General features: G+C 70.9%; 14 protein-coding genes. 4 read left to right on the top strand and 10 right to left on the bottom strand.

Annotated features, from left to right (window positions below; genetic code table 11):
* Window positions 1-16 precede the first annotated feature (16 nt).
* Together ileS and EXE47_RS04135 are read right to left on the bottom strand one after the other, a co-directional pair.
* The gene (gene ileS, locus EXE47_RS04130) at window positions 17-3,169 is read right to left on the bottom strand and encodes an isoleucine--tRNA ligase (RefSeq protein WP_089307887.1); all 3,153 of its coding nucleotides are present in this window, start codon (window positions 3,167-3,169) and stop codon (window positions 17-19) included.
* A gap of 52 nt (window positions 3,170-3,221) precedes the next feature.
* Window positions 3,222-4,343, bottom strand: a complete 1,122-nt coding sequence (locus tag EXE47_RS04135) for a pyridoxal phosphate-dependent aminotransferase (protein WP_086220742.1) — start codon at window positions 4,341-4,343, stop codon at window positions 3,222-3,224.
* Between the two features lie 153 nt (window positions 4,344-4,496).
* Here EXE47_RS04135 and EXE47_RS04140 point away from each other — a divergent pair, with 153 nt between their 5' ends.
* Complete coding sequence (locus tag EXE47_RS04140) at window positions 4,497-4,997, top strand: metal-dependent hydrolase (RefSeq protein ID WP_049931154.1); 501 nt, start codon at window positions 4,497-4,499, stop codon at window positions 4,995-4,997.
* Between the two features lie 49 nt (window positions 4,998-5,046).
* Here the strand turns inward: EXE47_RS04140 and EXE47_RS04145 are convergent, their stop codons facing one another.
* Window positions 5,047-5,838, bottom strand: coding sequence for a PHP-associated domain-containing protein (locus tag EXE47_RS04145; RefSeq protein ID WP_086216110.1), 792 nt, complete (start codon window positions 5,836-5,838; stop codon window positions 5,047-5,049).
* Window positions 5,839-5,968: 130 nt separating this feature from the next.
* Here EXE47_RS04145 and EXE47_RS04150 point away from each other — a divergent pair, with 130 nt between their 5' ends.
* Entirely contained in the window at window positions 5,969-6,268 is a 300-nt protein-coding gene (locus tag EXE47_RS04150; RefSeq protein ID WP_049931157.1) for a hypothetical protein, read from the top strand.
* Between the two features lie 10 nt (window positions 6,269-6,278).
* Here EXE47_RS04150 and rocF read toward each other — a convergent pair whose 3' ends face one another.
* A complete protein-coding gene (gene rocF, locus EXE47_RS04155; protein WP_049931159.1) occupies window positions 6,279-7,187 on the bottom strand; it encodes an arginase in 909 nt (302 codons plus the stop codon).
* Window positions 7,188-7,333: 146 nt separating this feature from the next.
* Between rocF and EXE47_RS04160 the strand changes: the two genes are divergently transcribed.
* Together EXE47_RS04160 and EXE47_RS04165 are read left to right on the top strand one after the other, a co-directional pair.
* A complete protein-coding gene (locus EXE47_RS04160; protein WP_086220413.1) occupies window positions 7,334-7,552 on the top strand; it encodes a hypothetical protein in 219 nt (72 codons plus the stop codon).
* 107 nt (window positions 7,553-7,659) lie between these two features.
* On the top strand, window positions 7,660-8,193 hold the full coding sequence (locus EXE47_RS04165) for an Rrf2 family transcriptional regulator (RefSeq protein ID WP_049931162.1): 534 nt from the start codon (window positions 7,660-7,662) through the stop codon (window positions 8,191-8,193).
* A 125-nt stretch (window positions 8,194-8,318) separates the two neighbouring features.
* On the opposite strand, the gene EXE47_RS04170 is transcribed toward EXE47_RS04165, so the two are convergent.
* The 6 genes from EXE47_RS04170 to EXE47_RS04195 form a co-directional block, all read right to left on the bottom strand.
* Complete coding sequence (locus EXE47_RS04170; protein WP_086216112.1) at window positions 8,319-9,500, bottom strand: NAD(P)/FAD-dependent oxidoreductase; 1,182 nt, start codon at window positions 9,498-9,500, stop codon at window positions 8,319-8,321.
* Between the two features lie 83 nt (window positions 9,501-9,583).
* Window positions 9,584-10,402 (bottom strand): nucleoside phosphorylase, encoded by an 819-nt coding sequence (locus EXE47_RS04175; RefSeq protein WP_049931170.1) that lies wholly within the window; start codon window positions 10,400-10,402, stop codon window positions 9,584-9,586.
* Window positions 10,403-10,515: 113 nt separating this feature from the next.
* On the bottom strand, window positions 10,516-10,920 hold the full coding sequence (gene cdd / locus EXE47_RS04180; protein WP_049931171.1) for a cytidine deaminase: 405 nt from the start codon (window positions 10,918-10,920) through the stop codon (window positions 10,516-10,518).
* Between the two features lie 88 nt (window positions 10,921-11,008).
* Complete coding sequence (locus tag EXE47_RS04185; protein ID WP_049931175.1) at window positions 11,009-12,616, bottom strand: hypothetical protein; 1,608 nt, start codon at window positions 12,614-12,616, stop codon at window positions 11,009-11,011.
* A gap of 109 nt (window positions 12,617-12,725) precedes the next feature.
* On the bottom strand, window positions 12,726-13,460 hold the full coding sequence (locus EXE47_RS04190; RefSeq protein ID WP_089307889.1) for an MBL fold metallo-hydrolase: 735 nt from the start codon (window positions 13,458-13,460) through the stop codon (window positions 12,726-12,728).
* 35 nt (window positions 13,461-13,495) lie between these two features.
* Window positions 13,496-14,383, bottom strand: a complete 888-nt coding sequence (locus EXE47_RS04195; protein ID WP_086220416.1) for a hypothetical protein — start codon at window positions 14,381-14,383, stop codon at window positions 13,496-13,498.
* Window positions 14,384-14,392: the final 9 nt, after the last annotated feature.

Raw genomic sequence — 14,392 nt, forward strand, 5'->3', positions numbered from 1 at the left:
CGGCCCGTCGGGGCCGTTACGCGACCGGTTCGACCCCGATCGTGACCGCGACGCCTTCGACCTCCCACTCTTCGACGAGTCCGCCGTCGGCGTCGGCGGCGTCGCTCGCGTCGTCGAGCCACGCGTCGGCGCGCACCTCGCCGGCGATCAGATCGGCGTGCTCGTCCACGAAGCCGGCGACCCGGTCGTCGTCGACCGCGACGCCGACGCGAATCCGCGCCTCAACGTCGAGGTCCAGTTCCTTGCGCATCTCCTGGACCCGGCGGATCACGTCGCGGGCGTACCCCTCGGACTCGATGTCGGGCGTCAGCGAGGTGTCGACGTAGACGGTGCCGCCATCGAAGTCGGCCCCGGAGACGTGCTCCGGCGGCTCCGCGACGTATTCGACCATCTCGTCGTCGAGGTCGACGGGCTCGCCGTCGACCGCGACCTCGCCGCCCTCGACCTCGGCGCGGGTCGCGCCCTGAACCGCCTCCATCACCTTCTGGGCGTCCCCGCCGAACGCCGGCCCGATGGCGGCCATCTGGGGCTCGGCGGTCTCGACCAGTTCGTCGAAGGCGTCGGTGACGACCACGTCGCGGGCGTTGACGCGGTCAGCGATCAGCGCTTTGAGGCGGTCGACCGCGGCCGCAACCGTCTCGTCGTCGGTCTCGACGACGACGCGCGGCACGGGCCAGCGGAGCTTGCGGCCAGCCTGCTGGCGCGCGTTCGCGGCCGCCTCCTCGATGTCGCGGAAGGCCGCCACGTCGCGTTCGAGGTCGTCGTCGCGCAGGTCCGCGTCCGGCTCGGGGTACGACAGCGCGTGGACCGTCGTCGCCTCGCCGTCGAGCCGCTGGTACATCCGCTCGGTGAGGTACGGGGCGATCGGCGCGAGCAGCCGGATCACCTCGTCGAGGACCGTCGCGAGCGTGGCGTACGCGCCGCGCTTCGAGGGGGAGTCGGTCTCCTCCCACATGCGGTCGCGGACGGCCTTCACGTAGAACCGCGAGACGTCCTGCGTGACGAACTCGATGACGGCGTTGACGGCGTCGCTGACGCGGTAGTCGTCCCACGCGTCGGCGACCTCCGTCTCCACGGACTGGAGCCGGGAGAGCACCCACTCGTCGACGAGTTCGAGGTCGCCGTCCGAGAGGTCGGCGTCGGCCGGGTCGTAGCCGTCGAGCTCCATGTACTCGAGGGGGAACCGGAACACGTTCCAGAGGATGTTGAGCTTGCCCTGGATCTCGCCGAGCCCGTCCCACTCGAACGCGAGGTCGACGCCCTGCTGGTCGTGGCTGAGCAGGTAGGTGCGGAGCGGGTCGCGGCCGGCGCGCTCGATGGCCTCCTCCGGCGTGACGATGTTGCCGACCGACTTCGACATCTTTCGGCCGTCCTCGTCGTTGGCGAAGCCGTGCATCAGCACCTCCTCGTAGGGGATCTGATCGACCGCGGCCGTCCCCATACCGAGCTGCGACCAGAACCAGCCGCGGGTCTGGTCGTGCGCCTCGATGATGAGGTCGGCGGGCCACAGCTCCTCGTGGGCGGTCTCGTCGCTCGGGTAGCCGAGCGTGCCCCACGAGGCGACCGAGGAGTCGAGCCACACGTCGAACACGTCTTCGACGCGGCGGTAGGTCGTCCCGTCCTCGACGATCGTGAGGCCGTCGACGGCGGGGCGGTGGAGGTCGATCGAGTCGGGATCGATATCCTCCTCGACGCGGTCGGCGAGCTCCTCGCGGGTGCCGACCACGATCATGTCCTCGTCGAGGTTCCCCGGCTCGGCGTCCTCCGGGACCCAGATCGGGATCGGGACGCCCCAGTAGCGCTGGCGCGAGACGTTCCAGTCGGGCGCGTCCTCGATGAAGTCGCGGAACCGGTTGTCCCGGGCCCAGTCGGGGTGCCACTCCGACTCCTCCATGTTGTCGAGGAGGTCGTCTTTCACGTCCGTGATCGAGATGAACCACTGGTCGGTGACCAGCTGGATGATCCCGGTGTCACAGCGCCAGCAGTGGCCGTAGCTGTGGTCGACGGTGCCGTGCGCGAGCATGTGGCCGTCGGCGACGAGGTCCTCGATGATGTCGTCGTTCGCGTCGCGCACGAACTGGCCGGCGTACTCGCCCGCCGCCGCCTCGAACTCGCCGTTCGGACCGACGGGACAGTGGATGTCGAGCCCGAGTTCGGTGCCGCGGTGGAAGTCCTCTTCACCGTGGCCCGGCGCGGAGTGGACCAGGCCGGTGCGGTCGGCCTCCACGTAGTCGGCCGCGTACACCTGTCCGGCGCCCTCGAAGTCGGGGTAGTCGGCGACGTGGTCGGCGAGCGGGTGATCGTACGCCCAGCCGACGAGTTCGTCGCCGGTCAGCTCCGCCTCGACCGCGTACTCCTCGTAGCGGCCCTCCCCGAGCACGTCCTCGACGCACTCGGCGGCGACGTAGAGGAGCTCTTCCTCGCCGTCCTTCTCCGCGCGGACCGCGTTGTAGGTGAGGTCCTCGTCGACGGCGACGAAGGTGTTCGCGGGGATGGTCCACGGCGTCGTCGTCCAGATGACGAGGCTCCCCTCGCGGTCGGCGAGCGGGAACTTCACGTAGATGGAGGGGTCCTCGACGTCCTCGTACTCGACCTCGTTGTTGGCGAGCCCGGTCTCGCAGCGCGGGCACTGCGAGATGGACCGCTTCCCCTGCTCGACGAGCCCGTTGTCGGCGACCTCGGAGAACGCCCACCAGGCGGCCTCCATGTACTCCGGCGAGATGGTCTCGTACGGGTCGTCCCAGTCCATCCACGCGCCGATGGATTTGAAGTCCTCGTCCATCGCCGCCCGGTTCTCCAGGGCGAACTCCTTACACTTCTCGATGAACGGCTCCATGCCGTACTCCTCGATGTCCCGCTTGTTCTCGAAGCCGAGCTCCTCCTCGACTTTCACCTCGATCGGGAGCCCGTGCATGTCGTATCCCGGGCGGTCGGTGACGCGGTGGCCGGTCATCCGCTTGTACCGGATGACGGCGTCTTTCAGCGTCTTGTTCCAGGCGGTCCCGAGGTGCATCTGCCCGGAGGTGTACGGCGGGCCGTCCACGAAGAAGAACGGCGGATCGTCGGCGTGCGCCTCCTTCGCCGCCTCGTAGGCGTCGTGGTCGTCCCAGTACTCGTCGACCGCGGTCTCGACGTCCGCGGGCGCGTACTGGTCGTCGATCTGCTCCATACGCGTTGGTCTGCGCGCGCGTATTTGAATACGGCGGAGTCGTGGGAACGGTTCAGCCCGCGTCGGCGGGGCCGCCGTCGAAGTAGTCCGCGAGCCGCTCAGCCGCCTCGGTCGCTCGGGGCGTCACCAGCGCGAACCGGATCCACTCGTCGCGGGCGGTGCCGAACGCCTCGCCCGGCATCCCGGCGACGCCGGCCTCGTCGATCAGGCGCTTGACGTTCGCCATCGTGCCGGGGAACCCGTCGAAGCGCGCGAGGACGTAGAAGGCGCCCTCCGGGCGGCCGTACTCCGCGCCCGCCGCGTCGAGGGCGGCGGCGAACGCGTCGACGCGGTCAGCGAGCAGGTCGCGCGACGCGGCGTAGTAGTCGGACGGCGTCTCTTCGAGCGCGTGGTACACCGCGTACTGAGAGGGGCGCGCCCCGGTGACGTTGACGAGCATGTGTCGGGTCTTCGCGTCGCCGACGTGCGCCTCGGGGAACACCCCGTACCCGACGCGGAAGCCCGTGATAGCCATCGACTTCGAGAAGCCGCTCGTGACGATGACGCGCTCGGAGTCCAGCGTCAGCGCCGACTCGAACGAGCCGGTGAGATCGAACCGATCGTACACCTCGTCGACGACGACGAGCGCGTCGACGGCCGCCGCGATTTCGACGACCTCGCGGACCGCGTCGAGGTCGTAGACGGCGCCGGTCGGGTTGTTCGGCGTGTTGAGGACGACGAGTGCCGTGTCCTCGCTCGCCGCCTCGCGGATCGCGTCGACGTCGAGCCCGCCGTCGCGCGCCGTGGGCACGAGCGTCGGCTCCCCGCCGAGCAGGTGCGTCTTCCCGGGGTAGTACGGGTACACCGGGTCCATCAGGAGCGCCTCGTCACCAGCGTCGCGGTCCAGCGCCCGGGCCATCGCGAGGTAGTTCGCCTCGCCGGTGCCGTTCGTGACGACCACGCGCTCGGGGTCGACGCCCCGGCGCTCGGCGATCGCCCCGCGGAGCTCTCGGAGCCCGTCGCTCGGCGGGTACTGGAAGTCGGCGGGCGGGAGGTCGGCGTACTCGCGGAGGGCCTCTCGGAGCGCGGCGGGCGGCTCCCAGTCGGGGTTGCCGCTCACCATGTCGATGACGTCGCCGTCGGCGGCCGCGGCGTACTGCATCACGTGGAAGAACTTCGGCTCCTCGTACTCCATACGGTCGGGTCGGACGCGCCCGCCGTGGCTCTTTCGGCCCGGGAGCGTTTCGGCTCGTGAGTGGACCCCGGCCGACGGCGAGGCGGTGCGATCCTCTCCGGGCACGCCGCCCGGATCCGGTGGTTTGACCTGCCGACCCGCACACGCAGAGACATGAACAAACGCGGCCACGTCCTCAACGGCCTGCTGCTTGCCCTGGGGCTCGGCTTCATCGTCGAACCGGGTCTCGACGCGGCGACCGCGACGACCGTCGCCGAGATCACCGTCCCCGTCGTGTTGGGGGCGCTGTTCCCCGACGTGGACACCGCCTTCGGCCGTCACCGGAAGACGCTCCACAGCCTCCCCGTGCTCGCGGTGTTCCTCGCGTATCCGATCGTCTTCGGCAACCTCCAGTACGTGTGGATCGGCGTGTTGACCCACTACGTCCTCGACGTGGTCGGCAGCCGACGCGGCATCGCGCTGTTCCACCCGTTCTCGGACCGTGAGTTCGGAATGCCGAGCGGCGTGACGACGAGCAGCAAGTACGCCGACCTCGTCACGGTGGTCATCACCGGGGTCGAGCTGACGGCGTTCTGGGCGATTCACACCTACGTCGTCAGCCTCGACCTGGACCTGTCCGCGGCGTCGGAGGCCGCGGCGGGCTTCGGGCTCTGACCGGGAAGCCGATCGGGATCCGGGCCGCCCCGAGACGCTCGCACGGCCGCTATTCGTAGACGCTCACGTCGTCGAATCGCCCCTCGTATGCGACGTTCGACGGGAGGGTCGGCTCGTTACCGGAGAGGAACATTCGGTCGAGCTTCGTCCACGTGTTCTCGTAGCCGAGGTGCGCGAACTCCACGAGCCCGCGGAGCCGGTGGCCCAGTCCGCCGCGGTGGATCACCGTTCGGGGGCGTCGCTCGCGGAAGGCGTCGGCGACCGCCTCGGCGTCGTCGAGGTCGCCCTCGAAGGCCGTCCACGCCTCGCCGACCGTGCCGGGGAGGTGGGCGTACGAGGATCCGAACCCGGCGCAGCCGGTCTCCGTCGCGGTCCGGCGGGCGCGCGCGTTCTGGTGGGGGAGCAGCTTGGTGTTGTACGTCTCGACCGCGTCGATCCGGGCGGCGTGCGCGTCGACTTCGGGTCGCGTGAGCGAGATAGTGGCGAACCCGGGGTGCGGGACGAGGACGGCCGCGTCCTGCCGCTCGAACTCGGCCATCGCTCCCTCGAAGGTGATGTAGTCGGGGACGGGATCGGAGAGTCCGAGGACGAGGAGGTGTCGCCGGTTCCCCCAGTCGCCGGTGAACACCTCGCGGGCGGGGACGACGGTCAGCTCGTCGTCGGTGTACCGGGCCGCACGCTCGCTGATCGTCGGGAGGCGCGTGAAGTGCGGCGCGTACACGAGCGCGTCGATGTCGCGCGCCTTCGCCCGGGCGACGACCTCGTCGTCGAGTATCTTGACGTGGGCGTCGACGCGCGTTCTCGATCGGGTCACGGTCGCACGGTCGTCGCGCCCGCGCAAATGGGTATCGTTCGACGACGACGGTGCCGCGACCGCGGGGGTGAACCCGCGGTGCCGACCCCCGTCGACCCCCCGGCGCGCCCGCGCCGAGTTGGGAAACCGTTAATCCCCCTCGGGCGAGAGTCCGGGTATGGCCCCTCGTTGGACGTGCGGCATCGGCGACTGCGACGCCGCCTTCGACGACGTGGAGGCGGCGATCGTCCACCAGACGAACGACCACCAGCGCCACGAGTGTAAGGTGTGCGGCACGATCGTCCCCGACGGCTACTTCGCGATCCGGCACGCGTTCGACGAGCACACCCGCGCCGAGTTCGTCCGCGCGTACGACGCCGACTCGGCCGCGGTGCGCCGCCGCGAGGAGATCAAAGGCGAGGTCGAGTCCGAGGCGGACCTCCAGCAGGTCGTCGAACAGCTCGACCGAGGCGTCTGACCCCGGCCTCTCAGTACAAGACGCGCTTCCCGAACGCGCTCGCCGCCAGCTCAGTCGCGAGCTCAGCCGTCTCGTTGTGCTGGTCCAAGGTCGGGTTCACCTCGACGATCTCCATCGACCGGAGCGCGTCAGTCTCGTCGACGATCTCCATCGCGCTGTGCGCCTCGCGGTAGGTGACGCCGCCGCGGACGGGCGTCCCGACGCCGGGCGCGGCGTTGGGGTCGAGCCAGTCCAGATCGAGGCTGACGTGGATCCCGTCGACGCCCGCGGACGCGACCTCGAGCGCCTCCTCCGTGACCGCCGTGATCCCCCGCTCGTCGATGTCCGACATCGTGTACGCCGCGAAGCCGCGGTCGCGGATCAGCTCCGCCTCCGCCCCGTCGACCGAGCGGAGCCCGACCAAGGCGACGTTCTCCGGCGAGAGCCCCGGCGCGTTCGCCCACTCGGTGTCCGCGAACTCGCCGATCCCGAGCGCCGCCGCCAGGGGCATCCCGTGGACGTTGCCAGAGGGCGTCGTCGCGGGCGTGTTGAGGTCCGCGTGCGCGTCGAACCACACGGCGCCGACGTCCGCGTCGCGCGCGGACCCGGAGAGGCTCCCGATGGCGATGGAGTGGTCGCCGCCGAGCGCCAGCGGCACCTCGCCGTCGGCGAGCGTCGCGGCGACCTCGTCGCCGAGCCGCCGGCAGACCGCTTCCGTCTCGCGGATGAACTTCGCTTCCCCCTCGCTCGGCGCGTCCGCGTCCGGGTCGCGCTCCTCGGCCCGGGGGACGTGGAGGTCGCCCGCGTCGACGGTCTCGACGCCGGCGCCGGCGAGCTGGTCGGCGAGCCCGCCGTACCGGATCGCCGACGGTCCCATGTCGACTCCGCGTCGGTTCGCCCCGTAGTCTGTCGGCGCGCCGATGATCCTGACCGTGGTCATACCGGCTACGCGACGCCGCGGCGCTTGAATGGTGGGGATCGGCGGCCGGGTCGAGCCGACGGGGCGGGATCCGCCCGACCGCGGTCCGAGCGAATCCGACCGACCGGATCGGACAGCGTTTTGCGCCCGGGCCGCCACGGACGCCCATGAGCAGTCCCGATCCCCGCTCGGTCGACCCCGGCGACATCGAGCCGATCGGCGCGACCATCGCGGTCGCGTTCACCGGCGCGGCGATCGGGCTCGTCGGCGCCGCGGTCTCGTTCGTCGCCGTCGACTTCGGCGTCGCGCTGATCGGCGTCGGCGTCGTCGTCGCGCTGTCGAGCCCGCTCGCGTACGTGCGGATGAAGCGGCTACGCGGCGGGTGAGCCGAACCGGCCCGAACCGACGGTCTCCGGCCGCCGAGACGATTCCACACGATCGTTTATAAATGGGTTCCACCGCATTTAAGCGGGGGCGCGGTGTATTCCGCACCATGTCATCGATCGAGCTCACTTCGAGCCAGAAAAGCATCCTCTCGGCCCTCATCAACCTGTACGGGGAACGAGAGGACGCCGTGAAAGGCGAGGCGATCGCCGAGGAAGTCGACCGCAACCCCGGGACGATCCGGAACCAGATGCAGAGCCTCAAGGCCCTCCAGCTGGTCGAGGGGGTACCCGGCCCGAAGGGCGGCTACAAACCCACCTCGAACGCGTACGAGGCGCTCGACATCCAGCGCATGGACGAGCCCGCGAACGTCCCGATCTACCACGAGAGCGAGGAGGTCGAGGGGGTCAACGTCGACGGGATCGACCTCTCCAGCGTCCACCACCCCGAGCTGTGCCGCGCCGAGATCCACGTTCAGGGTTCGGTCCGCGACTTCCACGAGGGCGACAGCGTCGCCGTGGGACCGACGCCGCTCTCCAAGCTCGTCATCGACGGGACGGTCGACGGGAAAGACGACACCGCGAACATTCTCATCTTGCGGATCGACGATATGCGAGCCCCCGACGAGCCGGCCGAACACTGACTGCGAGAGCCGCTGTTTCGTTGCGCCGTGGAGGTCGTTCGACGGAGAACAGCGTTTGAGTCGTCGCCGACCCGAGCCGAGGATCGAAAGCCGAGAGTCGCGTCGCTACCGCGCGTCGGCCGATCTCACATGTCGCCGAACGCGCTGACGCCGCGGCTCGCGGAGGAGACCTTGGCGATCCAGCGCGTGGCGATGCCCTTCTTCAGCAGCTTCGCGGGCGTGCCGCCGAACGTCTTGATCGGCATCCCCATCACGTCGTGAGCGACCGCCTCCTCACCGACCGAGATGACCGTCCCCTTGTCCTCGTGGGTCCACGAGCGGAGCGGCGCGCCGCGGGCGGCGCGGGCGAGGTTCGCGCCCGCGACCTCCGCGGCCTGCCAGGCGGCCTGCGCGGTCGGCGGGGCCACGTCGTCGTCGCCCTGCTCGACGAGGGCGGTGTCGCCGATGGCGAACACGCGGTCGTCGCTGGTGCTGAAGTCGGAGCCGGCGTGGACGCGGTTCGAGCGGTCGTCCTTCTCGACCTCGACGTTGTCCAGTTCGGGCTGGCCCGTGATGCCGCCGGTCCAGATCAGCACGTCGTAGCCGAGCTCTTCCGGCTCCTCGTCCTCGCCGCCACCGAGGTAGACAGCCCCCTCGTCGGCCTCCGAGATGAAGTCGCCGGTGAGGATCTCGATGTCGGCGTCCTCCAGCCGCTGGCGGAGCGCCCCCTGGATCTGCGGGTCGTTGCCGGGGAACACCTCGTCGAGCCCCTCGACCAGTTTGATCTCAAGCGGGGCGCGGTGCTTGTCGCGGTACTCGGCGATCTCACCGGCCGTCTGGATGCCGGAGAGGCCGGCGCCGCCGACGACGACCTGCGCCGGGTCCGAGCGGGTCGCGTCGGCGGCCGCCTCGCGGACGTCCTCGTGGATCGCCTTCGCGTCGTCGAGCCCCTTCAGCTGGTGGGCGTTCTCCTTCAGCCCCTCGATGCCGAAGAAGGCGGTCGTGGAGCCGACCGCGAGGAGGAGGTAGTCGTAGTCGACGGTCGTGCCGTCGTCGGTCTCGACGGCGCGCTCGTCGGTGTCGACGTCGACGACCCGGCCCTGGACGAAGTCGGACTCGGGGGACTTGATCTCGTCGACGGGGATCGTGATCTTGTCTTCGACCGCGGGGTTCCGGATCGCGCGGTGGGCCTCGTGGAGAACGAGGTGGTAGTCGTGTTCCGAGATCCACGTGAGCTCGGCCTCGCCCTCGCCGACCTCGTCTTCGAACGCCTTCACCGCCCCTGCGCCGGCGTACCCGGAGCCGACGACCACGACCTGTGTACTCATGCCTGCCGCTCCGCGGTCCGTGGGTAAAGTCGCTTTGGAACGCCCGCGCTCGGCAGCGAACAGCGTGACGGCCGGAGCGCCCGCTACAGCGAGAGGCCGGCGTGCCAGCGGTCCGCGCCCGCCTCGCGTTTCACCTCGTCCATCCGCGTGAGGAGCTTCACCGCGAGGCTCGCGGTCTCGGCCGCGCGCGACTCGCCCTCGGTCCGGAACTCGCCGGTCACGCGGTTGGCGTACACCGAGCAGACCGCGCCGGCGCGGAGCCCGTACACGTTTGCGACCGTGAGGATGGCCGACGCCTCCATCTCGATGTTCTTCACGTTCGCGTCCTGAAGCTCCGCGACGAGCTCGTCGGAGCCGGCGGCCTCGAACCCCTCAAACCCGGGTCGCCCCTGTCCGGCGTAGAAGGAGTCGGCGCTCATCGTGACGCCCGTGTGGTAGTCGTGACCGAGCCGCTCGGCGGCCGCGACCAGGGCGGAGACCACCTCGCCGTCGGCGCTCGCCGGGTAGTCCTCGCGCACGTACTCGTCGCTCGTCCCCTCCTGCCGGACGCCGCCGGTGGTGATGACGAGGTCGCCGACGTCCATCTCCGGCTGGATCGCGCCGCAGGAGCCGACGCGGATGAACGTGTCGACGCCGACGCGCGCGAGCTCCTCGACGGCGATGGCGGCCGAGGGGGAGCCGATCCCGGTTGAGGTGACCGAGATCGGGGCGCCGTCGTAGCTGCCGGTCGCGGTGCGGTACTCGCGGTGGCGCGCGACCTCCTCGTGGTCGCCCCACAGCGCGGTGATCTTGTCGACGCGCTCGGGGTTACCGGGGAGGAGGACCGCGTCCGCGACGTCGTCGGGCGCGGCCTCGACGTGGTATCCGGCCTCGTCGTTGGGGTCCTCGCTGTCGTCGGTCATGTCTCCGCCCTTCGGCGAGCCGTTTAAAAGTAGTTCCGTCTCGGCCGGACGGGTCTCCCGCCGATCTAGTCCTCTCTCGCGTCGGTCCTCCCTCGCGTCAGTCCTCCCTCGCGTCAGTCCTCTCTCGCGTCGTCGAGCGTGCCCTCGTTGATCGTGTTCGGGAGCAGTTCCCCGAGCGTGTACTCCGTGACCGCGTCGTCGCCCTCGTCGCAGGCGACGACGAGGTCGTCGGCCGCGAACTCCGCGAGCGTCTGCCGGCACATCCCGCAGGGGGTGACCCCGTCGCGGACGCCCGACGAGACCGCGATCCGGTCGAACTCGCGGTGCCCGTTCTTCACCGCCTCCGCGAGCGCAACCTCCTCGGCGTGGAGGCTGTTGGAGTAGTTCGCGTTCTCGATGTTACAGCCGGTGTAGACGGTGCCGTCGGCGGTCCGGAGCGCGGCGCCGACGCGGTACTCGGAGTAGGGGACGTGGGCGGCGTCGAGGGCTTCGCGCGCCGCGGCGATCAGCTCGTCCATACGGCCGCGTGACGCGGCGGACCGATAACTGTACTGTGTCGCGGTCGCGCCGTCCGGCTCCCGCGTCGCCGGGCGACCACGGGGGCGGTCACTCCCCGTCCGTCCACGCCGAGAAGCCGCCGTCGATGAGGGCGTCGGCCTGCTGGCGGATGTACTCGCGCTGGGTGTCGACCACCGCGGTCGCAAAGTCGTCGCCGTCGTCGAGTCGGGCGCGGACGCGGTCCCGCTTCCAGCTCGCCGGAGTCGTGCGGTTCGCGACGCGCCACCGCAGTGGCGCGATCCATTTCGCGGCCTCGTCGTCCGCGCAGCCGGCGGTCCGGAGCCCGGCCTCCGCGTGATCGAGGAGGTCCGCGTACATCGCGTCCGAGTCGGTCGTCCGGTGGCCGTCGCGGTCGATCCACTCCATGTCGGCGTCGAGCCCGTCGGCGACGGCGGCGTAGAAGTTGTCGCGCGCGGTCTCCCACTCGAGGCCGATGACGGGGTGTTCGTGCTGGGCGAGCGCCTGCATCAGCCCAGCGAAGGCCGCCTGAAACGCGATGGAGTCGCGGACCGTGGGCTGGCCGGGGATCGGCCGGAACTCGATCCGGGCGTTCGCGGCCGAGCGGCTCGCCCCCTCGAAGACGGGGCGAACCCAACGCCAGTAGCTGCCGTGTTTCGTCCGGAACGTCGCGAAGTCGTCGTCGAAGCGATCGCTGCCGCCCGGGTCCGGCATCGGGATGAGCGTCTCGTCGGCCGCGATGCGGTCGACCGCTGTCTCGACGTCGCGGAACTCCCGGGGGAACCGGACCTTGTCGGCGTCGGTCCGCGCGTTGAGGACGGACTCGAAGACGTGGACCCGGTTCTCCGTCGCCCCCTCGGCGAGGACACGCTCGCCGTCCCAGCCGTCGTCGTACAGCGCCGGCGGGAAGAACGGCGAGTTGACGCCGAGCGCCAGCAGGGGGCCGGCGATCCGAAGCGCGTACCGGAAGTGCCGCGGCAGCGTCTCGGCGTGCGCCACCTGATAGTGGGGCTGGATCGACGTGATGAGGCTCTCGGGCATCACCGTCTCCGCCGCCAGCGACACGCCCGGCGCGTCGAGGGTGACGACCGGCTCTTCCTCGGCGTCGGTCGCGGCGCCCCCGTTCGCGTCGGTGGCGTTCAGGTCGTCTCGGCGCGAGTTCGCCATCGCGTGGTACCGGACCGCGTCGCTCATGTTGACCGCGACCACCACGCCGTCGACAGCGACGCTGTCGGTGAGGTATCCCTCCGCGGTCTCGCCCGCCGGCGGGATAGTCCAGAGGCCGTCGGAGACGAGGCGCATCCCCTCGACGCCCGCGGTGTTCTCTGCGGCCTCCAGTCGGGCGCGGACCTCGGCGAGCTGGGCGCGGAGCCCGTGGTCGGAGAGGGGCTGCGGGCTCGTGGACATCTCGGCGTTGTGGAGCCCCAGCTCCTTCTCGAAGCCCATCAGCTCCAAGAGGCGGCGCGGCACGCGCATCAGCGCGTACTCGCCGGCCCGGGACTCCTCGCTCCACCGGCCGTCGCCGACCGCGTAGAACTCGTACTCGAAGCCGACGATCGACTGGTGGTTGTCGAAGGAGCCGTCGCGTAGCTCCTGTTTGACGATCTCGGCCTCCTCGGCCGCGCGCTCGGCGAACGCCTCGGCGTCGACCGAAAGCGCCTCCCGGACCCCGTCGGCCAGCGCGGACTCGGTGGTCATGCGACCGGGGAAGGACGCGGCGGAGTAAAAAGGCCACCGGCCGAGAGGTTCGCGCCGTCCGGTTCGGCAATCAGTCCGTCAGATTCGGGTATCCGTCCGCCCGGTCCGACTACTGGTTCGCCGAGCGCGCGTCGAGCGCGACCGGTATCGACCGGCTCGCCACGTCCCCGGCGAACGCCTCGCCGTCGGCTTCCAGCAGGTCGAACGTGTCGTAGTGGATCGGGACGACGAGGTCGGGGTCCATCGCCTCGGCCAGGTCCGCCGCCTCGCGGGGGTCCGAGACGATGCCGCCCCCGCCGATGTTCGCGAGGAAGACGGAGACGTCGAGCTCGGCGAACCCGTCGAGCGCGTCCGAGTCGCCGGGCCAGAAGACGGTGCGCCCGCCGAGCGACAGGAGGAAGCCGCAGCCGAACCCGGGCGGGTGCGCGACCGAGCCGTCGGCGTCCGCGTTCGGCCCCTCCGGATCGTTGTGTGCCGGGACGGGCCAGACCCGTACCTCGCCGGCGGGCGTCTCGACGTCGACGCGGTCTTCCTCGCCGACGCGGACGACCTCGTACTCTTCCGCGAGCGCGTCGATCGGCTCCACGTCGCGGTCGATGCCGGCGGGGTCGACCCCGTCGTAGATCACGAGCGTCGCGTCCTCGCTCGCGACAGACCGGATCCCGTCGCTGTCGTAGTGGTGGTCGTGGGTGACGACGACGAGGTCGCCGTCGCGCGCCCAGTAGTCGTCGAGGACGCCGTACCGGCCGGGGTCGGTGTAGGCCACCGGCCCCCCGTCCGTCTCCAGCCGCGCCGTCGCGTAGCCGAGCCACTCCACCGAGAACTCCTCGTAGCGGACCGTCATGTTACCGTCTGCGGGCGCGCTCGTCTTGAGGGTGGCTATCGGTCGCGATCGCGCTCGGCGTCGAGGGCCGTGTCGCCGATCGCCCCGTCGTCGACCGAGCCGTCGTCGACCGATTCGCCCTCACCGATCACGAGCAGGTCCCACGCCGCCGTGAGCGTCTCGTCGTCGATCGGCCGCCCCAGCGCGTGCTCGGGAACGAGCGGCATCGGAATCGGAACGTATCCGGCCTCGCGCAGCGCCGCGAACCCGCTGACCGTCTCGACGACCGTCCCGTCGCCTCCCCGCCGGACGCGGAACCGCTTGTCGTCCGGATCGCGGCGGTACGCGAACGGGAACGCCTCGTCCGGCGGGGTCTGGAGGCTATCGACGCCGGCGAGGACGGCGACCGCCTCGCCGTCGACCTCGCAGAGGAGCCGGGGGACGACGGGTCGCCCCTCGTCGTCGACCGCGGCGGCGTCGACGTCCGAGCGGGCCGTCACCGGGCCGAGGGGCGTGTCCGTCTCGCGCCAGCCGAACGTCGGATGGCCGAGGCCGTCGGCGCGGACGCAGGCGTAGCCGCCGCCCGAGACCGGGACCCGGTCCGGGCCGAGGTGGAAGGTTCGTCGACCGTCGGTCCGCTCGGCGAGCAGCGGCGGGTCGGCGAGGAGGTCGCGCACGGCCGCCGCGGTGTCGGCGTCGCGGGCGACGAACAGCGCGCGGCGGCCCCGGTCGAGCGCGTGGCCGAGCCGCGAGGCGATCACGATCGGCGTCGCGTCGTCCGCTGCGAGCGGCTCCACCGCCAACCGGTCGTCGCCGCGGGTCGCGACCGCCGGCGGCTCGGCGCCTGTCTCCGGGCGGTCGACCTCGAACCCCGCCGCCGCGAGTCGCTCGACGGCCGCGTCGGTGAGGTCTCGCCGCGTCGCGTCGCCGAGCGGGCCTGGCATGTGTTACCC

This window comes from Halorubrum sp. GN12_10-3_MGM, from assembly GCF_005435235.1.
Lineage (GTDB): Archaea > Halobacteriota > Halobacteria > Halobacteriales > Haloferacaceae > Halorubrum > Halorubrum ezzemoulense.